Raw genomic sequence first — 26,555 nt, 5'->3', positions numbered from 1 at the left:
CCTCACCCGGCCTGCCGGGCAACCCCTGCATATTCATGCCCCTTTTTTTTATGCATGATTTCATCTATCTTTCCGGCAAAATGGAGCAGACACTCCAGGGGGTGAACGTGTTCGGAAACTATGAACGGCCAAGCCTGCGCAGCAAACTCGGGCTGCTGCTGATCTGCCTGATCGTGACCACGACCGTGGGCGCGGGCCTGACCCTGCGCTACGTCTACAGGACCCAGTCCCTGTTCCGGCAAATGCAGGAGCGGGACATCACCGGGCTGGTGGCTGCACAGGGCCTGCAAAAGGAACTGGTGGCCCAGAAGGGATTCGTGACCTACTTCTTTCTGAACGGCGACCCCGAATGGCTGGCCGATCTGGAAAAACACCACGAGGCGTTCGAAGGCTGGCTGCACAAGGCCCGCGAATCCGAATACCTTGATCAAGGCCGCGAGGTCCTCAACCAAATCGAATCCGCATACCTGCGCTTCACCCACGAACGGAGCACGGTCATCGAGCTCTATCAGCAAGGCGACCGTGCCAAGGGCGCCCAACGACACTGGAAGGTCCGCGACCGCTTCAACGACATCTATGCCCTGTGCGAACAATACAAGAGGCTGCATGAACAGAGCATGGCCCGGGAAAGCGAACGCTACCGCCGCGAGGCCCGCATCCTGACCATTCTTTCGCTCACGGCCATGCCCCTGACCATCGCCCTGGCCCTGTGGCTGGGCTACATCCTGTTCCGACGCATTCTCGACCCGCTGCGACGCCTTGCCCACGGCGAAGGTGCGGCCCCGAACCTCAGCGGCGAAATGGGGGAACTGCAACAGCGGCTGTCCACGCTCATCGACGATGTGGACGAAGCCCACACCATGCTGCAGGAAACCCGGCAACAGGTGGCGCAGGCAGAAAAGATGGCGTTGGTGGGCAAGCTGGCCGCAGGCGTGGCCCACTCCATCCGCAACCCGCTCACATCCGTGAAGATGCGCCTGTTCTCGCTGGAACGCAGCCTGAATCTTTCTCCCGTGCAACAGGAGGATTTCGAGGTCATCTCCGAGGAAATCCGTCATCTGGACACCATCATCCGCAACTTCCTCGAATTTTCACGACCACCCAAACTCAGGATGCAGCGCGTCTCGCCTTCCGAAGTGGTGGACATGACCCTGCAACTGCTGCGGCATCGGCTGGATTCCTGCGGCGTGGAAATACGGCGCGACGCAGACAGCCCGCTGCCCGAAGTGGACGCGGACCCGGAACAGCTCAAGGAAGTGCTGGTCAACCTCATCGTCAACGCCTGCGACGCCATGCAGGACGGCGGGCTGATCACCATCGAGGAAACCATGGGCAACGTGGGCGGCCGGGAGCATATGGCCGTGATCACGGTTTCGGATAACGGACCGGGCATACCGCCGTCGGTGCGCGATGAAATCTTCAGGCCCTTCTTTTCCACCAAAGAGGAAGGAACCGGACTGGGCCTGTCCATCGCCAACCGCATCATGACCGAACACGGGGGCTGGATTCACCTCAAGTCCTCGGGGCGCAAGGGCACCACGTTCCTGCTGGCCCTGCCCCACAAGGAGACCTCCCAATGGCACAGATCCTGATCGTGGACGACGATGCCCAGCTGCGCAAAAGCTTCGTGAAGATGCTGGAACAGGAGGGCCACGACATCCGCACGGCCAATTCCGGCGAATCCGGCATTGCCGCGGTGCGGGAATCCCTGCCCGACCTGCTGGTCATGGACGTGCGCATGCCCGGCATGAGCGGGCTGGAGGCCTTCGCCCACATCCGCAAGATCGACCAGCGTCTGCCCGTGATCATCATGACCGCGTACAGCACCACGGAAACCGCCATCGAAGCCACCAAGATGGGCGCGTTCGACTACATCCTCAAGCCCTTTGAACCGGCCGAGGTGCTGAACCTGATCGAACAGGCACTGGAAGCAGGACGGCTGGCCCGCGAGCACGTGGAGATGGGACCGGAACCCGAGGCAGCCCCGGCGGGCGCGCTGGTGGGCAACAGCCGGGCCATGAACGAAATCTACAAGGCCATCGGCAAGGCCGCGCCCACGGACGCGCTGGTGCTCATCCGGGGCGAATCCGGCACGGGCAAGGAACTGGTGGCCCGGGCCGTGTACCAGCACAGTCTGCGCGCGGACAAACCCTTTACGGTCATCAACTGCGTGGCCATCCCGGACACCCTGCTGGAATCCGAGCTGTTCGGCTATGAACGGGGCGCGTTCACCGGGGCCAATTCCCGGCGCGTGGGCAAGATCGAACAGGCGGACGGCGGCACTGTGCTGCTGGACGAAATCGGAGACATGCCCCTGAACATTCAGGCAAAAATACTTCGTCTGCTGCAGGAAAAGAAAATCGAGCGCCTTGGCGGGCGCGACCCCATACCGCTGGATGTGCGCATCATCGCGGCCACCAACCGGGACCTTGAAGAGGCCGTGGCCAAGGGATCGTTCCGCGAGGACCTCTACTACCGGCTCAAGGTGGTGACCATCACCCTGCCGCCGCTGCGCGAGCGCATGGACGACGTGGTGCCGCTGGCAGAATACTTCCTGAACAGGCTGAGCGTGGAAATGGACCTGCCCAACCCCGGACTGGCTCCGGACGCGCGCGAGTTCCTGAGGTCCTACCCGTGGCCCGGCAACGTGCGCGAACTTTCCAACACCATGCAAAAGGCGCTCATATTCAACCGGGGCGTGGCTCTGGACAGCGAGCAACTGGCCCGTACCGTGGATGCGGAACCGGATACGGCACCGGGGCAGGGCAATGGCGATCAGGACGGGCAGGAACAGGGCTTCCGTCTGCGCGTACGCAAGGCGCTGGCGGAAAACGCGGGCAAAAACGCCTTTGAGATGCTCATGAACAAGGCGGGCAAACTGATCATCAGTGAAGCGCTGGCCATCACGGACGGAAACCGCACGCGCGCGGCCAAGCTGTTGGGCATGTCCCGCCCCACCCTTGCCGCACGCATCGAAAAATACGACATCAAGACCAGCACCAAGGTGGAGTGACGTCCGCTACAGGGGGTGGTCCTCTCCGTCGCCGGACTCAAAGGCCGTAAGGCCGATGCCCACCAGAATGAGCAGAACCATCAGGTAGACCAGCCAGATGGAACTGTTGCGCCTGTTTTCCGGGGTGCTGACCTCGTCCGCAGAGACATAGGTGTTCCATGCGGCAAGGGTGATCCCGGCCACGGCGCTGTCCGCAGCAGGCAGCTGGCGCATGGACTGCTGGTCGAAAAAACCGCGCAGCACAAGGTATCCGTTCCCGGTGTATACATACCATGTGCGCATGACCATGCCGCCCGGTTCGGCGGTCACGGTCACCATGAAGCGTTGCCTGTCGAAATCCATGCCGCGCAGGTCTTCCGAACTGCCCGAGGCATGAAACACCCGGGAATCCAGCAACGACCCGACCCGCTCATACGCCCATTGGTTGAAATGCCGGCTCCGCTTCGCAGGTATCCGGCCGGTCTGCCCGGCACCCACCATGATGAAGGGATATTCGAACTGCTCTCCACCCATGCGGAAACCATCCAGCGCCTCAAGGTCCGAACCGCTGACCGTACCGGAAAGCACGGAAGCCATGGCGTTGTTCAGGGCGGAGACTTCACCCCGGTCCAACCGCACCCAACCGTCCGGCAGAACCATGCGAAAACCCAGCTGACGATTTTCCACCAGCGTCTCAGCACATGCCGCCGCCCCCCAGAAAACCGAAAACACCATGGCCGCGCACGCAACGATCCACCACCGGCCCATTTCCCAGTTCTTTGCCTTCATGACCCGCCGTGTTCTGGTCTGCCGCCCCATGGTTCGCTGCATGATCGCCTCCGGGTTGGATACTCCACACCTCATACCAACCATACACCCCGCGACACACCCATGCAAACCCGTTAGCCGCACAAGCGACGGGTTTCTTTACACCCCGCAAAAAATACTGACGCGGGCAGCAGTTTCCTCGGGCTTGGCCGCCCCACACCCGGCAATCAAACTCAATAAAAACAGCGTACTGAAGATATCCGCCCAAACGCAAAACGTGGCACGGTCTTTGCCTTACCCGAAACAAATACCGGGAAAAAGCATGAAAGGACCGCAAATCACCATACTCGTCGCAGAGCGCAATCCCCACATGCGCGGCTTCATATGCCGCGAACTGGCACGGCAGAACATGCTGGTGCGCGGCGCCAAGAACAGCGACGAAGTCATGGCCGCACTGGCTGGCCCCTGCCCCCCGGACCTTGTGGTGCTGGCGTTCAACACCATCAACACCGGGTCCGTGGGGCTTCTGGAGCGGGTAACGACCCAGCACCCGGACATTCCCGTTGTATTGCACGCATTTCTGGAAGACATGAACGGAAACCCCGCTCTGGGGCGGGTTCAGGGAATGGTGGAAAAAAGCGGCAACCCCGTCGAGCTGATCACAACAGTCATGAACGTGCTCGAACGCCGATTTCCCCACCTGATGAACGACACCGGAACGCAGGAGGCCCCCGATGCCTGACCGCCACTACTACACGTCCCTGCACCGCAGCATGGTCGCCACGGTCATACTGGTATCGCTGATGCCCATGGCGCTGATCACATTGATCGGCGGATACCAGTACTCGGCCGCATACAAGGCCAAAGTGCTGGCGCATCTCGGAGAGATCGTCCGCAAGCACGAGCAGAACATCGACACCTACCTGCTCGAGAAGGTCGCCGAGATACGGGTGCTGGCCGACAACATGGGGGTCTCCTGCTTCAGGGAAGAGGACAGGCTGGAGCGGCTGCACCGCACGCTCATGGAACGGCACGGCGGTGATTTCGTGGACCTCGGCCTGATCAATGAACAGGGCATGCAGGTGGCCTATTCCGGTCCGTTCCGGCTGGGCGAGGCCAATTACGCGGACGCGGAATGGTTCCGCGAGGTCATGAAACGCAAGGTCTATATTTCCGACGTATTCCTCGGGCTTCGAGGCGTGCCCCACTTCATCATTGCGGTTCAGTTCTTTTCCGAAGGCAGGCAATGGATCCTGCGCACCACCATCGATTTCGTGGCCTTCAACCGGCTGGTGGAAAACATCCGCATCGGCCAGACCGGGCTGGCCTTCATCATGAACCGCAACGGCGACTTCCAGACAACCCCGCGCCTGGATCTCAATGCGGAGATCCCGTTCCTCAAACATTTTCTGGACAAGACCAAGGATGAACAGGGCCGTCCGCTGCAGGACGGCATGGTGATCTCCCGTGTTGCCGAAAACCCGGCAACAGGCCGCGAAACCATCTACCTGACCACCCCGCTCAAACAGGGCGACTGGCTGCTCGTGTACCAGCAGGACACGGCCGACGCGTTTTCAGAACTGGTACAGACACGCAATATAGCCCTGTTCGTGCTCCTTGTGGGCACCATCGCCATCACCTTCATGGCCGTGCTGCTCTCACGGCGCATGATCAAGCGCATCAAGGCCTCGGACAAGGAAAAGGAAATGATGAACGAGCAGGTCATCGAGGCCGGACGACTGGCCTCGCTGGGCGAACTGGCCGCAGGCATTGCGCACGAAATCAACAACCCGGTGGCCATCATGGTGGAAGAGGCCGGATGGATACATGACCTTCTGGACGAAGGTCTGGACAAGGAGGGCAACACGGACGAAACCCGGCGCGCCCTGACCCAGATCCGCACACAGGGTTCCCGCTGCCGGGAAATCACGCACAAGCTGCTCTCGTTTGCGCGCATGATCGACCCCACCGTGGTGGAAATGCAGCTCAACGACATGGTCGAGGAAATCGTGGGCCTGAGTTCCCAGCGTGCCCGCTTTGCCAACGTGCAGGTGGAGACCGAACTGGCCGACGACCTGCCCACCATCGCGGCCAGCCCCTCGGAAATGCAGCAGGTACTGCTCAATCTGGTCAACAACGCGGTGGACGCCATGGAAAAGGAAGGCGGCACCCTGACCATAACCACCCGCAGGGACCGCGACGACGTGCTCATGACCGTTGCCGACACCGGATGCGGCATTCCCAGGGCCAACATCCAACGGCTCTTCGACCCCTTCTTCACCACCAAGCCCGTGGGCAAGGGGACCGGTCTGGGCCTGTCCATCATCTACGGCATCATCAACAAGATGAAAGGCGAAATATCCGTGAACAGCGCCGTTGACATGGGTACGGCCTTCACGGTGCGCATACCGTCCGCTGCCTCGGCACAGGCCGAGGAACGCAGGAAAAAGGAATAACCCCGTGCGTACAGGGCAAAAATACAGGGGGGAACACCATGAGTGACGAACCGACCAGAGTGCTGCTGGTGGACGACGAAACAGGGTTCACCGAGGTCATGAGCAAACGCCTTGCCCGTCGGGGCATGCTCGTGCGCACGGCCGCAGGCGGGGCCGAGGCCATCCGCAAACTGCGCGACGAAGACTTTCATGTGGCACTGCTGGACCTGAAAATGGAAGACATGAGCGGCATCGAGGTCCTGCAGATATTCAAGAAGATGGTGCCGGACATGCCGGTAATAATGCTCACCGGCCACGGCTCCGAAGAAGCCGCACGGGAAGGCATGCAGCAGGGAGCCTTCGATTACCTGCTCAAGCCCTGCGATTTCGAGCAGTTGCTGGCCAAGATCAAGGCCGCGACCGCACAGCAATAGGAGGAGACGCCATGCAACCGGTCAATCTGCTCATGGTGGACGACGAACAGGATTTTTTGCGCACCATGGAAAAGCGCCTCTCCCGGCGCGGCATGAACGTGGCAACGGCCAGTTCCGGTGCCGAAGCCCTGGACCGGCTCGAACAATTTTCCGCGGATGTGGTGGTGCTGGACGTGAAAATGCCGGGCATGGACGGAATCGAAACGCTCAAGGCCATCAGGCAAAAACATCCGCTGACGGAGGTGATCATGCTCACGGGCCACGCCAGCATGAACGTGGCTGTGGAGGGCATGCAGCTAGGCGCGTTTCATTATCTTATGAAACCGGCCGAAATCAACGAGCTCGTCTTCAAGATTGAAGACGCGCACAAACGGAAAATGCTTCGGGAAAAACAGGTTCGGGAGGATCAGCCGAACAACGTCCGCTGAACGGGCAGAAACCTTTCGCCAACCGAGCACAAGAAACGAGGACCAAAACATGAACATCGCACGAAGACTTTACGAGACCATGCTTCACGCGGCCAGAGCCCACGCGCAGTGGGATCTGGAAGTATCGCGAAGCATTCTGGCCAGCAGAAAAAAGATGCTTCTGCTCATCATCCTTGCACTCCCCGCCATACTGGTGGCCACGGGCATGGCCGCCGACCTGAACCTGCCCGATATCCTGGGCGGGAAAAAGGCATACAGCCCGGCATTCTATACGCCGGAAATATTCCTTGCCTCCATACTCATCGGCCTGTGCGCCGGCCTGATCACGGGCTGCATCGGCGCGGGCGGCGGGTTCATCATCACCCCGGCACTCATGAGCGCAGGCATCAAGGGCATCCTTGCGGTAGGAACCGACCTGTTCCACATCTTCGCCAAGGCCATCATGGGCACAGCCGTGCACAAGAAGCTGGGCAACGTTTCCGTGGGACTTGCCGTGGCCTTTCTGGTGGGCTCGGGCGTGGGCGTGACCGGGGGCGGGGTCATCAACCGCTTCATCTATGAACTGAACCCGGTGCTTTCCGACACCTTCATCAGTTTCATCTACGTCATCCTGCTCGGCTTTCTGGGCACCTACGCCATGATCGACTTTTTGCGCCTGCGCAAAGCCGGCGGCGGTGACGCCCACGGTGGCGGCAGCGGCGGTGGCGGCGGTCTGCCCGCAACCCTGCAAAAGGCCAAGATTCCGCCCATGATCGCTTTCGACGAGGACCTCGTGCCCGGCGGCAAGAAGATTTCCGCGTGGTTCGTGGCCCTGTGCGGCGGGGTGGTCGGCTTCATGGCCGCCATCATGGGCGTTGGCGGGGGATTCCTGACCTTCCCCATGTTTGTGTACATCCTGGGCGTCAGCTCCTTCACCACCGTGGGCACGGACATCCTGCAGATCATCTTCACGGCCGGATACGCCAGCATTTCCCAGTACGCCATTTACGGATTCATCTTCTACACGCTGGCCATGGGCATGCTGCTGGGCTCCCTGCTGGGCATCCAGGTAGGCGCGCTGACCACCAAGCTGGTGCCGGGCATCTACATCCGCGGCTTCTACGCCATCGCCATCCTGGCCGGTTTCCTGAACCGTCTGTTCTCCCTGCCCGGCAAACTGTCGGACATGAAGCTGGTTTCCGTGGACCCGGCCACCTCGGCCCTGTGCAGCCAGATCGGCAACTGGACGTTCTTCATCTGTGTGGGGGTGTTCGGCGTTTGGGTCATCGGCACGTTCCTGACCAAGATCAACCAGCTCAGGGAGGGCTAGACAATGCTTATTCACGACAAGAAGCACTTTGTCTGGGGCTTGACGCTCATGGCCGGGTTCCTGGCCGTGCTGGCGTACATGTTCACTCCGAGCTTCGGCGGGACCAACGCCTTCCATGCCTCGGACGACATGTTCAACTCCATATCAAAAGGCTCGACCTACTACATCCCGGGCATTCGGGAAGAGGCAAAACAGTTCGACGGCCAGTCCTTTGACGTAACCATCTTCGAAAACGGTTCCAAGGTGCTGCGGCCGCTGGCGGCCATGCTGCTCAAGCCCGCGGGCATGAGCGTAAGCGACACGGACGGCGGCCTGCGCGTGCAGGGCGACCTCGGCGCGCTCATGACGGCAGCAATCAACGATGCGGACATCATGTTCAAGAACGACGGCAAGACCATTGAAGCGCAATACGGCATCAAGCCGCGCGAAAGCATGTTCGTGTGGTGGACGCTGCTCAAGGACGTCAAGCTGCATCTGGACAAGCAGAAGAAGTTCAAGCCCGCCACATTCATTGACAAGAAGGTCATCAAGCGCGGGGTCGAGGTGGGTTACAACTACTTCGGCATCGAAGGCCGCAATGCCGGGGATGAGTGGCAGAAGATTACCTTTGCGCTCATCTTCTACGTGGTCTATACATTATGGTTCGGATACTCGATCTTCTTCATGTTCGAAGGTCTGGGCCTTCAGATGACCGCGGGCAAGAAGAAGGAAATGTAACCTAAAAAACGGACGCAAGCATGGGATTTCTGGACTGGTTGCCGTTCTTCGGAAAAAAGACCGAAACGGACAGCTGCGCCGATGCGCAGCAGTACAGAGACCTGCTTGCGGCCCGTTACCACCATTTCAAGCTGCTGCTGAGCGCGGACGGCGAAAACCACGAAATCATCACGGACATCGAAGAAGCCCTGCGCGGAGAGCGGCTCTACGGCATGCATTTCGTGCGCGCCACCTGTACCCGCAGCATCACTGCCGTCTTCCAGATGATCCGCCACCTGAACGAACTGGCCCCCGGCAAATACGAAACTCTTTTCGAGCGCTTTGACGAAATTCGTGCCGAAATCGAGCCGCACATCGCCCACCGGGACGTGGAACGCGGAGGACCGCTGGTCATGGACCTTGCGGCAATCGACATGGACAACGCACACCAGTGCGGCTCGAAAATGGCCTCGCTCGCTGAGGCCGGGCGAGCGCTGGGCCTTGCCGTCCCTCCCGGTTTCGTTGTCACGGCCGAAGGATTCCGCCTGTTCATGGCGGAAAACGAGCTGGACAGGGAAATCGAACGCATCCTGCAGGCCATGGACAAGGACGACCCGGACGAGGTGAACCGATCCATGTCGCGCATCATGCAGATGGTCATGGATGCGCCCCTGCCCGAGGCTCTGGAAACAGCTATACTCGAGGCCCACGACGCACTGCTGTCCGCGGACGGTGCACATCCCAAGCTGGCCCTGCGCTCCAGCGCGCTGGGGGAGGATGGACAAAAGACATCCTTTGCCGGACAACACCGCTCCGTGCTCAACGTGACACGCGATTCCCTGCTGCACGCCTACCGCGAGGTGCTGGCTTCCAAGTATTCCACGCAGGCCCGCGCCTACCGCCTGACACGGGGCATCCGTGACGAGGACGTGGCCATGTGCGTAGGCTGCATGGTCATGGTGGACGCCCATTGCGGCGGGGTGGCCTATTCCGGCAATCCAGTAAACCCGGATGACGACACCGTGAGCATCCATTCGGTCTGGGGATTGCCCAAGGGGGTCGTGGACGGGTCCGCGGAAACGGACATGTTCCGCGTCAGCCGCTCCACGCTGGAAATCGTGAAATCCACTGTTGCGGCCAAGCCGGAAAAATACGTGTGCCGTCCCGGGGAAGGCACCTGCCGCGTGGACAATGTCGATCAGGAAGACACAGCCTCTCTCACGCCGGAGCAGGCAAAGGAAGTGGCGCGGGCTGCCATTCGGATACAGGACCATTTCGGCTGGCCTCAGGACATCGAGTGGGCCGTGGATACGGACGGAAAACTGTTCCTGCTGCAATGCAGGCCCCTGCAAATCCGGCAGGAAAGCGACGACGACAAAAGCCAATTTTCCTCTCCGACCTCGCCGCCCATTGCACAGGGCGGGGTCACGGCTTCCGGAGGCGTGGCCGCAGGCCCGGCCTTTGTGGTGCGCAAGGAGGCGGACGTGCTCTCCTTTCCGGACAATGCGGTGCTGGTGCTCGCGGCCGCCCTGCCCCGGCGCGCGTCCCTGTTGCACCGGGCCTCGGCCGTGGTCACGGAACGGGGCGGCGTGGCCGGGCATCTGGCCAATGTTGCACGCGAGTTCGGCATTCCTGCGCTCTTCGGCGTGCGCAACATCACGGGCAACCTGCAAAATGGCGACGAAATCACCGTGGACGCTGACATGCACACCGTGTATCCGGGCAGGATAGAATCCCTGCTCAAGCGTCGCAGCGGACCCAAAAGCCTCATGCGCGGCAGCCCGGTGCAGGCCGCATTGGCCAAGGCTGCACGCCACATCATCCGGCTCAGGCTGCTGGACCCGGACTCCCCGGATTTCCGTCCGCGCAACTGCAAGACCATGCACGATATCGTGCGCTTCTGCCACGAAACCGCCGTGCGCGAAATGTTCGATTTCGGCATTGGCGCAAGCTATCAGAAAGCCTCGTGCCGCCAGCTCATCTGCGACGTGCCCAAGCAGTTCTGGGTACTGAATCTCGAAGACGGTTTCGACAATGACGGGCAGCAGCGCAACGACTCCTGCATCATGATTTCCCAAATCGAATCCGTACCCATGCGCGCCCTGTGGGACGGCATGACGGCCGTGCCGTGGGACGGGCCGCCGCCAGTGAACGCACGCGGCTTCCTTTCCGTCATGTTCGAGGCCACCATGAACCCGAACCTGAACGCGGACCGGCCCTCGGACATGGCCATGAAGAATTACTTCATCATCTCCAAAAACTTCTGCAGCCTGCAATCGCGTTTCGGATTCCACTTCTGCGGGGCCGAAGCCCTTGTAGGCGAGCGCCCCGGAGAAAACTACGCCCGGTTCCACTTCAAGGGCGGGGCCGCCAATCTGGATCGGCGCATCAGGCGTGCGCGGTTCATCAAGGAAATCCTCGAGGAATACGATTTCCGGGTCAAACTGCGGCAGGACAACCTGCGCGCCCGGATCGAGGGGTTCGGCCCTGCCACCATGGTCCACCGGCTGCGCGTGCTCGGATACATGATCATCCATACCCGCCAGCTGGACATGATCATGGCCGACACCGAAACCGTAAACCGGCTCAGGGAACGAATCCACACGGACCTGGCAAACATAGAAACAGAACCCGGAGACGCTTCCGGAACCGCCGATGGTGAAAAAGCGTGACAAAAAACGGCAGTTGTATCAGTATGGAATACAATATGAAATAAGTGCGTCACTATTCGTTAGGAGGATCTCATGAAGAGCTTGCACTGCATTGTGAAGGGGAAAGTACAAGGCGGCAATTTCCAGGGCTGGTTGCACAAGGAAGCCGAGCAGCTGAATATCACGGGCTGGGTCCGCAACGTTGCCGACGGCGAGGCCGAAATCCTCGCACAGGGCGATCCCACCGACCTCAAGACCTTTGACGGCATCATCCGCACCAAGGCCCCGCTGCCCGAAGTGGACGAAATCCGTTGCGACATCGTGGACCACGACAAGACCTTCGACAAATTCGAAATGCGCGGCTAGGGCCTTGTATGCGCACCCGAGCGCAGATGTTGCACTCGGGACCGCACGCCCCGGCCACGAAACCAGAAACCACGCGGACCGCTCTCCGGCACGGCCTTTGCTGTACCCGGAGTTTGCGGTCCGTTGCTTTTGCGCCATGACCCCGGTATAGGGACCGCAGAAAAACGCAGAAAAACCGCAAAGCCGTGGAGCATGCATGAGAATCTTTCCGCCGATGAGCATTTCCGCGAAAATGCTCGCCTGGGCATTGTCCATTACCACGATCTTCTGCGTGACCACCGCGTATCTCGTCTACCAGATCCGCAACGAATCCGACCTTACCCGCGAAATAGCCTCCACACGCTATGAAATAGGGCTGGCCGTACAGCAGATGGAGGAACGTCTGGACAGCGTGCAGAACAACATTCGCCGCTTCAAGGCCCTGGGCGACGAAACCGCCGCACGGTTCATCGTGGAAGACCTGAGCCGTTTCGGTGAGATCCTGCGCGAAACACTGAACCGGCATCCGCAATACACCGAGGACTGGAAACCCCTGACAGACGAATTCACCATCAGCCTGACCAAGGGTGATTCTCCGGACGACGCCTTTGCCGCGGACGCCACCATCCAGCACTGGCTGGCCATTCTGGCCGGAACCAGAATCGACAACCAGCAACAGATTTCCATGGGCATGTCCCGGCTCCGGCGCGACAACGTGCATGCCTACAGGGTGGGCTTCTACGGGCTGATCATCTGCCTGCTGCTGGCCATTCCGGGCAGCGCGCTGTTCGCATGGCGCATCAACGCGCATCTCGGGGCCATCCGCTCGGGCATCCATGCGCTGGGCGAAGGCGAGACCCCGCCGCCCGTGCGCGTGGAAACCGGCGACGAACTGGAGGAGCTGGCCGACGCCTTCAACGAGATGGCCGGACAACTCCACCGCGAGGAACGCATGCGGACGGACTTCATCTCCATGCTCAGCCATGAAATCCGCACCCCGCTGACCTCCATCCGCGAATCCGTGGACATGATGGCGGACGGGGTGTTCGGTCCGGTCAACGAACGACAGACCCGCTTTCTGCGCATTGCGGAAAAGGAAACCGACAGGCTGGCCGACCTGTTGCGCAGGCTCATGACCGTTACGCGCATGGAAGCGGGCAACCTGAATCTGGATCGCCACACCGTGGACGGCGAGGAGCTGGTGCGCACCACCATGGACAGGCTGGAATCCTCGGCCATGGCCAAGGGGATACGCCTGCAATCCGAATTTCCCGAGGCAGAGACAACACTGCTCGGCGACACGGAAAATCTGCGGCAGGTGCTCCTAAACCTGGGCGGCAACGCCATCAAATTCTCCCCGGACAACAGCAGGGTGACCTTCCGGCTCGACAGGGCCGACAATGGTGTCGTATTCAGCGTGGAGGATCAGGGTCCGGGCGTCCCCGAAGCCGAACGGGAACTGATTTTCAAGAAATACTATCGCGCCGAGGGCGTGCGCATGGACAAGGACGGCGCAGGGCTGGGACTGGCCATCTGCCACAAGATCGTCGAGGCACACGGCGGCCACATGTGGGTGGATTCCGGACTCGAGGACGGATGTGCGTTCCGCTTCTTCATTCCCGCCCAGGACTCGGCATGAAACCCTTGCACGGAGAATTCATGAACCAGAACCGCAACCGGGCCGTTGTCATGGCCGTGGACGACGACGAGAACATCCTGACCGTGCTCGAGGCACGGCTGGAAAACGCGGGCTACACCCCCCTGCTGGCCGACTGTGCGGAAACCGCGCTGGAAATGCTGGCCGACAACATGGTGGACCTCATCGTTTCGGACGTGAAAATGCCGGGCATGGGCGGCCAGGCCCTGCTGGAAGAAGTATCGCGCTCGTGGCCGCACATTCCTGTCATCATGCTCACGGCACACGGCTCCATCCCCGATGCCGTGACCTCCATCCAGACCGGGGCGGCCGACTACATGACCAAGCCCTTCGACGGCCACGACCTGTTGCAGCGCATCGCCTCCATGCTCGAAAGCAATCCGCAGAAAAAGACGGTGGACGCTCCCCGCCTGGACAAGGATTTCTGGGGCGGCGAGGCCCCGGCCATGAAAAAATTTCTCGGCCTGCTCGGGCGCGTGGCCCCGGCCGAAGCCAACGTCCTGCTGCTGGGGGAATCCGGCACCGGCAAGGAACGCGTAGCCAGGATCATCCATGAAAACAGCCCCCGCTCGGGCGGCCCCTTCGTGGTGGTGGACTGCGGCTCCACCCAGCCCACGCTGCTGGAAAGCGAGCTTTTCGGCCACACCAAAGGCTCCTTCACCCATGCGGTCAAGGACAAGAAGGGCCTTATCGAGGAAGCGGACGGCGGCACCCTGTTCCTTGATGAAATCGGCAACATCTCCCCTGAGATGCAGACCCGCCTGCTGCGCTTCCTTCAGGAACGCACCATCCGCCGGGTGGGCGACAACCGCGAGCGCACCGTCAACTGCCGGGTGGTCTCGGCCACCAATGCGGGCCTGCAGGACATGGTCCGGTCCGGGGACTTTCGCGAGGACCTCTACTACCGGCTCAAGGTCGTGACCCTGAGCATTCCGCCCCTGCGCCAGCGCATGGAAGACGTGCCCCTGCTGGCCCGGAACTTTGCGGCCAAACTGTGCGAAGAACAGGGGCGCACGCCCGTGGAGTTTTCCGAACAGGCCATGAAGCGCATGATGGAACACCCGTGGCCCGGCAACGTGCGCGAACTGCAGCACGCGGTGGAAGGGGCGTTGGTGTTCTGCTCCGGCAACACCATCACTCCGGAAGACATGCAACTGGAAATACTGGAAACCCCGCAGTCCGGCGACGACTCGCTTTCGCTGGAGGACAACGAGCGCAAGGCGATCCTGCGCGCGCTGGAACACTGCAACTGGGTCAAAAAGGCCGCTGCCGACGAACTGGGCATCAGCCGCCGGGCCATTCACTACAAGATCAAGAAATACGACATCAACGTGCCCGAATAGGGCCCGCCCTCCTGCGCTGTCCGGCAGGGTGCCAGGAAAGCTCCGAACCAAGGTGCCAATTCAGGACAACCGTGCATTGCGCACCCGAGAGCCTTGCCCTGTCCGCGCCCCTGCGGCCACCGGGCCGGTGTCGACAGCCTGCAGAAAAAGAAAGGTTGTTTTTTGATCCGCATTTCATTTATCGTTACAGGAAATCACAATTCGCCCGCGTGCGCAAACCCGTTCTCATGAACAAGGAACAGCCATGTCCCGTGTACGATTCCGCGCCCCGTTCATCAACACCAGTTCCCTCATCGAACACCAGTTCCTGCAATACGATCCCGACTACGACGAACAGAAAGCCGTGCGCGACCCACAGCTCGTGGCCATGGAAACAACACTCGGCGACCTTGAAAAACAGGGCAAGGAAATGATGGTCTCCCGCCAGCACTATTTCGAGGCCAAATGGTTTGAAGAATACACCGCGCATTTCCAACGGTTCGACAAGCTGCGGGGAATATTCCAACGCTCCCTGAAAAACACGGACCAGCCCGACCAGCTGGAGCAGGCCCCGGACGGTTCATGGGGACGTTTCCTGCATCTTTTCTTTCTCAAGCTGGACCAGACCGTGGACGCCATCAACGACCTGAGCGACGACGAACCGCCGGTTTCGCCGAAATATCCCCTGTCGTTCATGTCGCGGCTGAACGACCCACAGGTACGCGACCGCTACATCAAGCAACTGCTGGTTTCCGACATCGCCGAAACCGGCGTGAACAACCGAGACGCGCTCAACGCCGTGGCCTCGGGGCTGGCCCAGTTCTGCTTCAAGAACCGGCTCAAGAAATACATCCGCAACTACACCACCGGATTCGACCTCACGGACGAATACGTGGCCTCCTACAAGGAGCTGATGGACTGGTGGCAGGACGAGATAACGGGCTACTGGGGCGCGTGGTACAAGACCGATATGGGCATCGTGCATACGCAGGACCTGAGCATCACCTACCACATGATCGCCTACATCCATAAAGCCAAGACCCTGCCCATCAACCACTGGCCACAAATCATCGCCACCACCTTTGCCATCAAGCAGCGCCCGTACCCTTACGGCTGGATGCACGACGGCCACATGAACGACCACAACAACTACGACGTGGCCAAGATATTCAAGTACGGCTGGGATGAAATGACCGACGGGCAGCGAGAACAGGCACGCACGGAAATACAGGAAATGCTGGACTACTGCCTGAACGTCTCGTGGAGCGACGAGACCGGCTTCAAGGGCGACCCCACCTTCTACAATTCGCTCAGCTCGGCCTATTATTTCGCGATCTCGTTCCTGTGCACGGTGGGATACTTCAGCAAGGAAGCGCGATTCTGGACGGACAGGGACTTCCCCGGCGCAGAGGAATTCAGGCAGAAAATACTGGCCAAAATGGACGAGCTGGGCATGGACGACCGCATTGCCGAAGCCGCCCGCGAACGGCTCGCTGGTTGCTGAGCCCCGGTCAGTAGTAACGCACCGGCAGGTCCACGCCCTTGGGCAGGACAAAACCCATGCGCTGCATGGTCTCCCTGTTCATGCCGAGGTATATGTCGCCCTGCGCGGGCCTTCCCACGGGCATGTCCTTGAACGGCTTGCCCTCCAGCTTGTGGGCGAGCAGTTGCCGGGCCGCAAGACGACCCATGTACTCGTAATCCACCACCATGCCCAAAAGCGCGCCGTCGCGCACAAGTTGTTCATTGGCGCCGATAACAGGGATTCCAGCCTTGATGCACCCTTCCGTAATGTCGGAAATCCTTGAACAGAGATAGCTGTCCGAGGGAAGGTACAGTGCGTCGAACTCCGAAGACCGTCCCTTCAAATCCGCAAGAAAACAGTCCAGATAATCGGAATCGGGGGCAACGCGATACGTTGTCACATGGATGCCCATTTTCGCTGCCGCAGCGCAGACCTGACTCATCTGGGCAACGGAATTGGGCTCGCGCGGATTGAACAGCAACCCCAGACGGGTGCAGTCCAATAACTGAACAGCCAATGAAAGCTGCATGGAAACAGGCACCTGATGGCTCACCCCGGCCATGTTCTGGATGCCGCCCCACTCCATGGAGCGAGCCAATCCGGCACGATCGGGATAGGTGACGATGCAGTAGATATGCGGCACGCGCCCCTGCACGGCTTCGTGCACGCGCATGGAGCATGTTGTTCCGAATGTGTAGACGTAGTCGAAACGGTCAGTGTCGAATTCCTTGCGCAAGAACGTACAGAGCCGGTTCACGCTCTGCCCGGCGTCCCAATGATAATACTGAACAGGAAGTCCGCTTGCGGCCAGTTCAGCGCAAAAGCCCTGCTCCGCCCGGGTCTGCCCCCGCCACGTCAGCATGGCTACCCGGCAGGGGTCGGCGGCCTGAGCCAGAACCACCGAAAAGAGAACACAGCATACCGCACCTCCAAGAAACGCAGACAACCCCGCAAGACGGATCAATAAATAACGATGATGGTGCATGATAAAAAATACGATATTATAATATAAAAATCAAATATAATCTGCTCACAAGTACTTGTTGAACGAGGCGATGATAAATATTGCGACGCAATGCAATGCGCTTGCTTCACCGTTATGCATTGGTGTAAAAGGAATGTTCAAGATCAATACATCCCTTCTGCGGAGGAAATGAATGGGAAACACCGACATTCTGCTCGAATCCGGCACCAACGAGCTCGAGATCGTGGAATTCTATCTGGATGAAGCTCCCAAGGAAGAGCAGACCGAAGGCTACCGAGGCTTCTACGGCATCAACGTAGCCAAGGTGCTGGAAATCATACGCCTCCCCTCCTTGACCGACATGCCCGAGGTTTCCCACCCCGCGGTTCTGGGCGCATTCAACCTTCGCGATCAAATCATACCGCTCATCGATCTGGCAAAATGGCTGGGCAAGGAACGTGTTGAAAGCGAGGAACCCAAGGTCATCGTCACGGAATTCAACAGGACACGCAGTGCTTTCCTGGTTTCCGGCGTCACGCGAATCCACCGCATCAGCTGGCAACAGGTGGAAGCACCCACCAATTATGTTTCCGCACTGACCGTGAACTCCATAACCGGTGTGGTGAAATTCGCCAACAGGCTCGTTTTCATTCTGGACATGGAAAAAATCACTGCAGACCTGAACCCCGGCATGGCCGAGCCCGAACCGCCCGCAGAGCAGCTGGTGGAGCAGGTTCGCAACCGGCAGCTGCGGGCAGTGGTCGTGGACGACTCCAACATGGCCCGCAAGATGGTTTCCGGCGTTCTGGAAAAGGCGGGCTTCGAGGTCACCGTAGCCGAGCACGGCGAACAGGCCTGGAACCGGCTGCAAAGCATCCGGGACATGGCCGAAGAGGCAAACCGTCCGTTACAGGACTACCTCGACATCGTGGTTTCGGACATTGAAATGCCCATCATGGATGGCCACAACCTGACGAGACGCATCAAGGAAGACCACATTCTCAAGGCGCTTCCCGTTGTGCTCTGCTCCTCGATCATCACCGACACGCTGCACCACAAGGGGCTGGCCGTGGGGGCGGACGATCAGGTATCCAAGGCCGAACTCGGCCAGCTGGCAGGCAAAGTTCTCCAACTGGTGAAAGGCTAGACCGAAACCATGTTCGCAGGCCCTGCCAAACGCTATTTCAACTATATGGGCAAGGCCCTTCCCGTGCTGTGCGCATCGGGCATTTGCCCGTACATCCCGGCCGCACGCAAGGCCATGGCACACATGGACCGGCTCGATGATTTCTCGCCCCGGGCTATGGATCGCAACCATGAAGAATTAAAAGGATTTCTCTCGGCATTCGAAAAGCGCGCCGCCCGCACCATCGGGCCGGAAAACGCCCTGTACAACGCCTTGGCCGACAACGTGCGCGGGGTATTGCTGGAACTCTTCTCGGTGCGCCCATGGCAGACCTCGCCGCAACTCTACCCGCTGGTGGCATTCACCGGGCTGTACCACGCCCTGACCCTGCCGATGGACAGCACGCGCAAACGCCAGAAAAGTGTCCGCAAACGCCTGCGGGCCATCCCGGGCCTGCTGGCACAGGTGCAGGACAACATCGAAACCGTGACGCCGCTGGACCGCGGCGCGGCCCAGACCATGACCCGTCGTTGCGCCCGATACCTGCAAACCATCTCCACGAATGAAGCCGTGGCACAGGACAAGGCGGCCGCCTCCATGCTGGATGCATGCATGAAGGCGCTCCGCAATTATGACCGCCACGTGATCTCGCGTCCCCTGGTCGAAGAACATTCCGGGCCGGACCTTGAAGCCGTGCTGCAACAGGGCTTTTCCGGGGAACGGACCGTTGACGAAGTTTTCGAGATGGCCGACAGGCTGTGGCAGCAGTCGCTTTTTTCGCTCAAGGCCATGGCAGCCGAACACGGCATTGCCGACTGGCTTGAGGCAGGGATCGCCCATGCTGGTCCTGAAGGCCTGCGGCCTTGCGGCAACGATGAAAACCAACAGGCCGCACAAGAACGCGTTTTCAAGACGCTCGCCACGGAATGCGAAAACCTTTCGGCTACATACCGCAACATGCCGGGCAACAACCATGCCCCGGACATTCCGCTCTCGGTCCGGATCGCGCCGGCGTTCATGGCCGGGACGGTGCAGGACATCCTCTACTGTCCGCCGCCCGCGCCTTCCAAAAAAAATCGTGCGCTTCTGCTCGTCGTTCCTGAGGCCTTTACCGCGGCCAGCGCCAGCGAGAACATGCGCAGGGAAGCCCGCATAACCATGGCCTGCGAAACATGGCCCGGGCGCCACGTACTGGCCTGCCATCGGCTGGCATCGGACAACGGGCTTCTGTCCCAATTACGCAACCCACTGCTGGAAGCGGGATGGAGCGCCCATGCAGAAGACATGATCGCCAACGGCAACTATCTGGAAAGCCCGGGTGAACGGATAGTTCTGGGACAACGCAGGTTGCGCAGGGCTGCCCGCTGCATCGTGGACACGGGACTTGCCACCGGACATGCGGACCAGAACCGCTGCGTGGCCTTGCTCGAACAATGCGGCATGGAAAAAAAGCAGGCCCTGCAGGAAATACGCGACATCCGAACCAGGCCGGGCAGCCAGGTTGCGCCTGTGCTGGGGCTTTGCCTTATTCGGAAAATGCAGGAAGAATCAAACCTGTCCAGCGGGGATTTCCGTGCCGCAATGCTTACAGACGGCGGCGTTTCCACGGAAATGACGCGCATGCGCATACGCGCCAACGCATCCTGACCCCACTTCTCGTGCGGCAACCGAAGCCGGATGCCACTCACAACGCGAACCGTTGCAATGCATGTAATGAAATTGTTTGCAAAGGTCCCGTGCGACCTTGCGGCCGCTACATCATGGACATGCGCTGAAGATTGGGCATTGCAGGATGCTCCTGCAGGCTGATGGTGTCTGCAATGCGTTCGATACGCTCCACATTGTCCACGAACAGCTGCACGAAACGGGAATCAAGCTTGCCGTCGCCGGACTCCATCCGGATGATGTCCAGCGCCTGTTCGCGCGGCGTGGCCGGCTTGTAGTGGCGCTCCTGAGTAATGGCGTCGTAAACGTCCACGATGGCAAGCATCCGGCTCTGCATGAGAATATCATCACCGCGCAACCCGTCCGGATACCCGGAACCGTCCATGCGCTCATGGTGTTGCCGGATGATGGTCAGCATATTGCTCAGGCCCTGATGCAGGGGAATGTGCTGCAGAATCCGCTCGCTCTCGGCCGGATGCCGCTGAATCTCCATGCGCTCCTCGGGAGTGAGGTTGCCATAGGGCAGAAGCAGGCAGGCTGTCTCGTCCTCACACAAAAGCGACATTTCCGAACCATTGGCGCCAAGTTTCATGCTGCCCAGAAGACGCACGTATTCCAGTTGTTCGTCGCTGGGACTCATGGCCACATTGATCTCGCGCAGACGCTCATAGGCGGGTTTCCATTCGAAATCCTCCAGTTGCCCGAGAAGCTGCATGCGGACACGCACAATATCCAAAACCTTCTGCGGCAGACGCGAGTCCTTGGTCAGCACCTCTTCCTTGATGCCGATCTTGCCGATATCGTGCAGTATGCCGGAATAATAAATCTCGCGCACCTGCGCTTCGGAAAAGTACAGACCGGGATAAACGGCCTTGTCTTCGTTGACGATCAGGGCAAAGGCAACGGACAGCTGCGCCACTCGCCGCGAGTGACCTGCCGTAAACGGGTCCCGGGAGTCGATCGCTTCGGTCAGGGCCTGCAGCATGGCGTCCATCCGGGTCTGCGATCCTTCGAAGTTGAAGGCGTTGCTGACGGAAATGCCCCCCACCGTGGCCATGGTCATGAGATTCTTGCGATCTCCGGCAGTAAACGCTCCCTCTGCTTCGGAGGCAAGAAACAGAATACCTTCGCAACGGTTCGGGGAAACAATGGGCAAAAGCAGAACCGAACTGACGCCGGGCAACCTCTCGACCCAGCGGACATCCAGATCCACATTGTTGAGAATCTCGCCCTTGCCCACGGCTGCGGCCTCCCGAAACAGCGGACAGTCGCCAAGCTCCGCCAGAGCGGCCCCATCCGTGAACCCGAAATGATCCGCAAGACGAAAACCGGCGGAATCAGGCACGGTCAGGAACACGGCCCCCTTGTCTCCCGGATAGTTCTCGCGCTGGCATTCATTGAGCAGGGACCGCACCACGTCACGCAGACGCAATGAAGAGTTGAAACGGGATACAGAGCGATGCAGGAGGGCCAGTTCACGGTACTTGGACAAGGCCTCGTCGGCAATGGAACGGCGCGCGGCTTCCATATCCATGAAGCCCTGAAGGGTGAACCCCAGAAAATCAAGCAGGACCGTGGCTTTATCCGAATCCAGTTCATGTCCGGCACTGCCGCGCAGGGCCAATATGCCCTTCCGTCCGCCCACTTCGAGCGCGGAACGGAACACCCCCGGATCGTCCGGAGAAAAAAAGCTGTCATCGGAAGAGGCTACAGCCTGCAGCTTGCCGTCCAGAAAAAAGGCCACGGCCACACCCTCTCCGGCAAGACGCTGGGCCTTGCGCAGGAAATGACGCATCAGGCCGGGGCGAATATTCTTTTTCAATTCATGCATTATCGGCAATCACATACTATTCCGCACAGGATCAAAGACCAAGCATCTCCCTGGAAACCTTCAAGATCTCATCAGGGTCAAACGGTTTGGTCATATACATCCTGGCTCCCAGTTCAAGGCCTTGCTTGCGGTCCACTTCCTGCCCTTTGGCTGTCAGCAGTATGATCTTGATATCCTTGAGCTCGTCATTTTTCATGACTGTCCGGCAAACTTCATACCCGTTCATCTTGGGCATCATGATATCCAGAAACACCAGATCGGGCTTTTCCTCATTGATGAACCCAAGTCCCTCTTCACCGTCCGAGGCCGTGAAAAGCTCCACACCGCACTCGTCCTCAAGTTCCTCGAGAGTCTGCTCAAGCAACATCTTGATATGGACCTCATCATCAACGATGAGAATCTTCTTTCCCATGATAATCATACCCCCTTCTGCGTCGTGATCGCTGGCGCGATGTAATTTGCTCCCAACCGAAACACAATAAAACAACTCCACCATTCGGGCAAGGTCCGCATAACGGCAGGCAAGGCCTCATATCCGCACCTCGGGCAGTATGACAACCTGAACGCCCTGCTGACTGCTCAAAGCCGTCAAATCGACCCGCGCCACCAGATCGTTGCTGATGAACACGAATCCGGTAAAACCCGCCGCCACGGTCTGCACGACGTCCTCGGGAGGGCAAAACCGTATCCGTTCGGGGTTCACCACGGTCAGTTTCTGTCCTGCCGACGAGAACGAATCGCCCACAACGATGCAGGAACGCACCATGTCCCGATCCCTGAGCAATGCGTCGACCATTTCCAGCAGTTTTTCCTGATCCACCGGCTTGAGCATCATGGCATCGCTGCCCTTGACCCCGGAATCCGAAAGCGCCGAGACGACCAGAATGGGAATGTGGCTGGTATAGGGATTCGAACGCAGGCACCTGATGGCGGTCTCTCCATCCATGCCGGGCATCATCAGGTCCATGGTAATGAGGTTGGGCAAATGCTGTTTCGCGGTGTCCACGGCAGCGCGCCCGTCCGGGGCCGTCAGGACCCGGTAGCCCTCGTCGCGGAAAAGCTGGGAAAGATAGTCGGAAAGAGCCGAATCATCATCCACCACCAGAATCAGCGGAGCGGCCTCGTCCCCACGCGGCTCCACAAGCATGGCCTTGCCGGAACGCGCCCGGATGTCGGCCTCGTCCTCGCAGGGCACATGGCCCAACACATCATGTTCTTCGAACGGTTCCACCATCCGTGTTTCCATGTCTTCCACGGGCAGGGTGAACCGGAATATGCTGCCCTTGCCCAGCTCGCTTTCCACCCAGATATCCCCGCCATGATGCATGACGATCTGGCGACAGATGGGCAAACCCAGCCCGGTGCCGGACGGCTTGTCGGTCAGGGTGTCCCCCACCTGCCTGAATTTTTCGAAAACCTGCGGCAATTCCCGGGGATCGATACCGATTCCGGGGTCTTCCACGCTGGTCAGCACCATGTTGTTGCGGAAACCCACATGACAACGGATTGTCCCGGATTCCGTGAATTTGACCGCATTGGAAAGCAGATTGACCAGGACCTGAATCAGCCGGTTCCTGTCTCCCCGCACAAGGGGAACCCCCTCTTCCACCTCAAGGGAAAAACGCAGATTCTTCTCGCTGCTCATGCCCCGTATGGTACGCACAGCCTGCCGGACGACCTCGCCCATGGACAGCCGTTCCTTGCCCCACTGCACACCGCCCGATTCCATCTTGGCGATATCGAGCACGTCATTGATCATTTCCGTGAGCCGCTCGGCTTCGGAAACGATGATGTCCATGTTGGATTCCACGCGCCGGACCACCCTCGACAAGGAATTCCGGCTTGGGCCGAGGGCAGGGAAAATATCATCTTCGAGTTTCTTGCGAATGATCTTGCTGAACCCGAGGATGGAGGTCATGGGTGTGCGCAATTCGTGGGATACCGTGGAGATGAACTCGGTCTTGAGCCGGTCCAGTTCCTTTTCGGGCGTGATGTCGCGAACAAGAACCACCCCTCCAAGGAACGTGCCGGATTCGGCCATGCGCACGGGCGAGCCAACGGCCTTGCCGATGCGGCCGTGGGAAAGGGGGCCTTCGGCACTGGTCACGACCCCCTGCCCCGTGTGCAGGTCTTCCATGAGCTTGGCAAACTGGCCACTGAAGACGGTGTCGAAGCGATGGTTCAGGCAATCAGCCGGAACAAGGCCGAAATAGTCACACAGGGAAGGGTTGACCATGGTCACCATGCCGTCCGGGTCAATGACCACAAGGCCATCGGCCAGATTGTTGATGATGGCCCTCTGGTGGCTCAGGTTCTTGCGCAACTCCCCGGTGGCCTTTTTCACTTCCGCATCCATTTCATTGAAAAGCGCGGAAAGCTCGTGGGCCATGGATTGCATGGTTCTGGCCAGCAGGCCGATCTCGTCGCGGGAGTCGATCTCGATGTTGGCGGAAAAATCGTGGCGCGCCAGTTGTTGCGCGTATTCGGTCAGTGTGTTGAGCGGCGTGGAAAAACTGCGGACCAGATAATAGAGTACACAGACGCAACAGACGAAAATCACTGCCATGAGGCCCTGCATTCGCAGGACGGCCTTCCAGAAAAAGGACTCGATGAGTCCCTTGTCCATGCCCACGAACACGGTACCGCCGACGCCTTCCAGAATGGGGGCCGTCTCTTCCATGATGTCGCCGTACCCGGGAACCCGTGCCGAACGTTCCGTGGCGATCGGCGACGGTACCTCCAGCACCGGCAGCGTTCGGGGAATGCGCGGCACGAACGTATGCGCCACAATGCTTCCTTCGGAGTTGCGCACATAGATGTAGGCCACGCCCCCGATGTCGAGATAATGATCAATGGTGCCCTGCAGGACAGCAGGATCACGGTTGAGAAGCACCTCCTGGCTGGCCTCGGCAATGCTGATGGCGATAGCCCTCCCCTTGCTCCTGAATTCCCCGGTCATGTGGTCGTGCAGGATATAGGCGGCGAGACCGGAGGCCAGCAGAGCCACAATCCCGAAAAGGTACAGGCTCAGCAGGAACGTCTTCTTGAACAGGGGCGACATGCTCGTCATTTTTGCCATTGTCGCCACCCTTCGCCTTCCAGGGATACGAACCTGCCTTGTCGAACCGTGGTGAAATAAACCCGGCTCAGGCCCTGATGACGTGTTTGCCCGAAGGTAACCGTGGCATCAATGCCGGCGTCATAGTCATGCAACCCTTCCACGGCATGGATCAGCGATCGCTGCGGATCGTCCAGAAAACGCCGCAGGATTTCAGTCATGACCACGGCATCCAGAAATCCTTCAAGGCTGACATCGCTCAACCCCGGAGATACATATCCCTCTTCGGCAACCTCGGGCAAAGGGACACCCCCGGCCATGAGGCTCCGATACAAACGCACGGACTCGAAATGCTCATCCCTGTAGTACGGGACCACCTGCGTATTGATGAGATCGCCGGTCAGGTCGCGGCCACACCCTTTGCCCAGACGCTTGAGGGTCCGCAGCAGGTTTTCGCTGGCGGAAAAGGAAATATTGGCAATGGGCACGTGAACACCCATGGAACGGGCATCGCGAATGAACGCGGCACTGGCCATATAGGACCCCACCACCACAATGGCGTCCGGGTGCCCTTCCATGACTATCTGCACCTGTTCGCGCATGGACTCGGAAGCCACTGCACCGCGGCGGTAGGTAGCCTCGCTCACAATGCCGAGCCTGTGGGCGGCAAGCCCCCGCCGCAGCCCGTCCCATCCGCTGCGGCCATAGGCGTCGTTCTGATAGAAGATCGCTATGCGCCTGAGTCCGATCAGGCTGAATTTGTTCACCAGAGCGCTCAGTTCCTGACGATAGGAGGCGCGAAGGTTGAAGACGAACCGGTCATACGGGGCCTCGCGCTGGGGCTGGGCCCCTGTGAACGGAAAAAAAAGCAACTTGCCGTCCCGCTCTGCCGCCTTGAGCAGCGGCAGCACGCGGGTGACCGTGGGCGTGCCCACGTACCCGAACAGGCAAAGCACGGACTTGTCATCCATGAAGCGGATGGTGTTCTGGAGTGCAGGGCGGGGGTTGTAGCCGTCGTCCAGAGCCAGTATGCGAACCTTCCTGCCCTGAACCCCGCCCCGGGAATTCACATAGTCGAAATAGGCGCGCGCACCGCGGTACAATTCAATGCCCAGTCCCCTGCTCGACCCGGAAAACGGAGCGGACATGCCCAACACGATGTCCGAAGCAGATCCCCCGGCAGCGTGCGCGCTACCGGGAAAACTCGAAAGCAGCCCGCACCACAACAAGGCGACCATGATTTGAGCGGCGACGCATCCAGCCACGTCCTTCATCCGGAACCTCCACGAAAAGATGCACAAAAGATACCGCAAATGCGTACATTGTGGAAGTATTTTACAAAAACAAAG

General features: G+C 59.7%; 21 protein-coding genes. 15 read left to right on the top strand and 6 right to left on the bottom strand.

All coding sequences use genetic code 11. The annotated features are described in order from the left end of the window. The first annotated feature begins 35 nt into the window (after positions 1-35). Positions 36-1,592 carry a sensor histidine kinase gene (locus F8A88_RS01120; RefSeq protein WP_241667300.1) on the top strand — a complete coding sequence of 519 codons (1,557 nt, stop codon included), beginning with the start codon at positions 36-38 and terminating at the stop codon, positions 1,590-1,592. Continuing rightward, positions 1,577-3,013: a sigma-54-dependent transcriptional regulator gene (locus F8A88_RS01115; protein WP_151149096.1), complete on the top strand. Its 1,437-nt coding sequence runs from the start codon at positions 1,577-1,579 to the stop codon at positions 3,011-3,013. The genes F8A88_RS01120 and F8A88_RS01115 overlap by 16 nt, the downstream gene beginning before the upstream one ends. A gap of 6 nt (positions 3,014-3,019) precedes the next feature. Here F8A88_RS01115 and F8A88_RS01110 read toward each other — a convergent pair whose 3' ends face one another. Further along, positions 3,020-3,823 (bottom strand): hypothetical protein, encoded by an 804-nt coding sequence (locus F8A88_RS01110; RefSeq protein ID WP_151149095.1) that lies wholly within the window; start codon positions 3,821-3,823, stop codon positions 3,020-3,022. 259 nt (positions 3,824-4,082) lie between these two features. On the opposite strand from F8A88_RS01110, the gene F8A88_RS01105 reads away from it, so the two are divergent. From F8A88_RS01105 to F8A88_RS01055, 11 genes are all read left to right on the top strand, one after another. Further along, positions 4,083-4,502, top strand: coding sequence for a DNA-binding transcriptional response regulator (locus F8A88_RS01105; RefSeq protein WP_151149094.1), 420 nt, complete (start codon positions 4,083-4,085; stop codon positions 4,500-4,502). Beyond that, on the top strand, positions 4,495-6,216 hold the full coding sequence (locus F8A88_RS01100) for a sensor histidine kinase (RefSeq protein WP_151149093.1): 1,722 nt from the start codon (positions 4,495-4,497) through the stop codon (positions 6,214-6,216). The genes F8A88_RS01105 and F8A88_RS01100 overlap by 8 nt, the downstream gene beginning before the upstream one ends. A gap of 38 nt (positions 6,217-6,254) precedes the next feature. After that, positions 6,255-6,629 carry a response regulator gene (locus F8A88_RS01095; protein ID WP_151149092.1) on the top strand — a complete coding sequence of 125 codons (375 nt, stop codon included), beginning with the start codon at positions 6,255-6,257 and terminating at the stop codon, positions 6,627-6,629. An 11-nt stretch (positions 6,630-6,640) separates the two neighbouring features. Next, positions 6,641-7,057, top strand: coding sequence for a response regulator (locus F8A88_RS01090; RefSeq protein WP_151149091.1), 417 nt, complete (start codon positions 6,641-6,643; stop codon positions 7,055-7,057). A gap of 49 nt (positions 7,058-7,106) precedes the next feature. Further along, positions 7,107-8,366, top strand: coding sequence for a sulfite exporter TauE/SafE family protein (locus F8A88_RS01085; RefSeq protein WP_151149090.1), 1,260 nt, complete (start codon positions 7,107-7,109; stop codon positions 8,364-8,366). 3 nt (positions 8,367-8,369) lie between these two features. Then, positions 8,370-9,083: a hypothetical protein gene (locus F8A88_RS01080; protein WP_151149089.1), complete on the top strand. Its 714-nt coding sequence runs from the start codon at positions 8,370-8,372 to the stop codon at positions 9,081-9,083. Positions 9,084-9,103: 20 nt separating this feature from the next. Further along, positions 9,104-11,734 carry a PEP/pyruvate-binding domain-containing protein gene (locus F8A88_RS01075; RefSeq protein WP_151149088.1) on the top strand — a complete coding sequence of 877 codons (2,631 nt, stop codon included), beginning with the start codon at positions 9,104-9,106 and terminating at the stop codon, positions 11,732-11,734. Between the two features lie 72 nt (positions 11,735-11,806). Then, positions 11,807-12,079, top strand: coding sequence for an acylphosphatase (locus tag F8A88_RS01070; RefSeq protein ID WP_151149087.1), 273 nt, complete (start codon positions 11,807-11,809; stop codon positions 12,077-12,079). Between the two features lie 196 nt (positions 12,080-12,275). Continuing rightward, complete coding sequence (locus F8A88_RS01065) at positions 12,276-13,697, top strand: sensor histidine kinase (protein WP_151149086.1); 1,422 nt, start codon at positions 12,276-12,278, stop codon at positions 13,695-13,697. A gap of 20 nt (positions 13,698-13,717) precedes the next feature. Next, positions 13,718-15,058 (top strand): sigma-54-dependent transcriptional regulator, encoded by a 1,341-nt coding sequence (locus F8A88_RS01060; protein WP_151149085.1) that lies wholly within the window; start codon positions 13,718-13,720, stop codon positions 15,056-15,058. Positions 15,059-15,302: 244 nt separating this feature from the next. Continuing rightward, complete coding sequence (locus tag F8A88_RS01055) at positions 15,303-16,541, top strand: hypothetical protein (RefSeq protein WP_151149084.1); 1,239 nt, start codon at positions 15,303-15,305, stop codon at positions 16,539-16,541. Positions 16,542-16,548: 7 nt separating this feature from the next. Here the strand turns inward: F8A88_RS01055 and F8A88_RS01050 are convergent, their stop codons facing one another. After that, on the bottom strand, positions 16,549-17,547 hold the full coding sequence (locus tag F8A88_RS01050) for an ABC transporter substrate-binding protein (RefSeq protein ID WP_151149083.1): 999 nt from the start codon (positions 17,545-17,547) through the stop codon (positions 16,549-16,551). Positions 17,548-17,719: 172 nt separating this feature from the next. On the opposite strand from F8A88_RS01050, the gene F8A88_RS01045 reads away from it, so the two are divergent. Both F8A88_RS01045 and F8A88_RS01040 read left to right on the top strand, forming a co-directional pair. Then, positions 17,720-18,673 carry a chemotaxis protein gene (locus F8A88_RS01045; RefSeq protein ID WP_151149082.1) on the top strand — a complete coding sequence of 318 codons (954 nt, stop codon included), beginning with the start codon at positions 17,720-17,722 and terminating at the stop codon, positions 18,671-18,673. 9 nt (positions 18,674-18,682) lie between these two features. Beyond that, the gene (locus tag F8A88_RS01040) at positions 18,683-20,299 is read left to right on the top strand and encodes a DUF885 family protein (protein WP_151149081.1); all 1,617 of its coding nucleotides are present in this window, start codon (positions 18,683-18,685) and stop codon (positions 20,297-20,299) included. Between the two features lie 106 nt (positions 20,300-20,405). Here F8A88_RS01040 and F8A88_RS01035 read toward each other — a convergent pair whose 3' ends face one another. From F8A88_RS01035 to F8A88_RS01020, 4 genes are all read right to left on the bottom strand, one after another. Further along, the gene (locus tag F8A88_RS01035; RefSeq protein WP_151149080.1) at positions 20,406-22,148 is read right to left on the bottom strand and encodes an HD-GYP domain-containing protein; all 1,743 of its coding nucleotides are present in this window, start codon (positions 22,146-22,148) and stop codon (positions 20,406-20,408) included. 31 nt (positions 22,149-22,179) lie between these two features. Then, positions 22,180-22,560: a response regulator transcription factor gene (locus tag F8A88_RS01030; RefSeq protein ID WP_151149079.1), complete on the bottom strand. Its 381-nt coding sequence runs from the start codon at positions 22,558-22,560 to the stop codon at positions 22,180-22,182. A 117-nt stretch (positions 22,561-22,677) separates the two neighbouring features. After that, on the bottom strand, positions 22,678-25,227 hold the full coding sequence (locus F8A88_RS01025; RefSeq protein WP_151149078.1) for an ATP-binding protein: 2,550 nt from the start codon (positions 25,225-25,227) through the stop codon (positions 22,678-22,680). Further along, on the bottom strand, positions 25,215-26,471 hold the full coding sequence (locus F8A88_RS01020; protein ID WP_206666386.1) for an ABC transporter substrate-binding protein: 1,257 nt from the start codon (positions 26,469-26,471) through the stop codon (positions 25,215-25,217). The genes F8A88_RS01025 and F8A88_RS01020 overlap by 13 nt, the downstream gene beginning before the upstream one ends. Between the last annotated feature and the right edge of the window lie 84 nt (positions 26,472-26,555).

It is taken from the genome of Pseudodesulfovibrio senegalensis (assembly GCF_008830225.1).
Taxonomy (GTDB): Bacteria; Desulfobacterota; Desulfovibrionia; order Desulfovibrionales; family Desulfovibrionaceae; genus Pseudodesulfovibrio; species Pseudodesulfovibrio senegalensis.
This window is presented reverse-complemented; position numbering and strand designations above follow the sequence as displayed.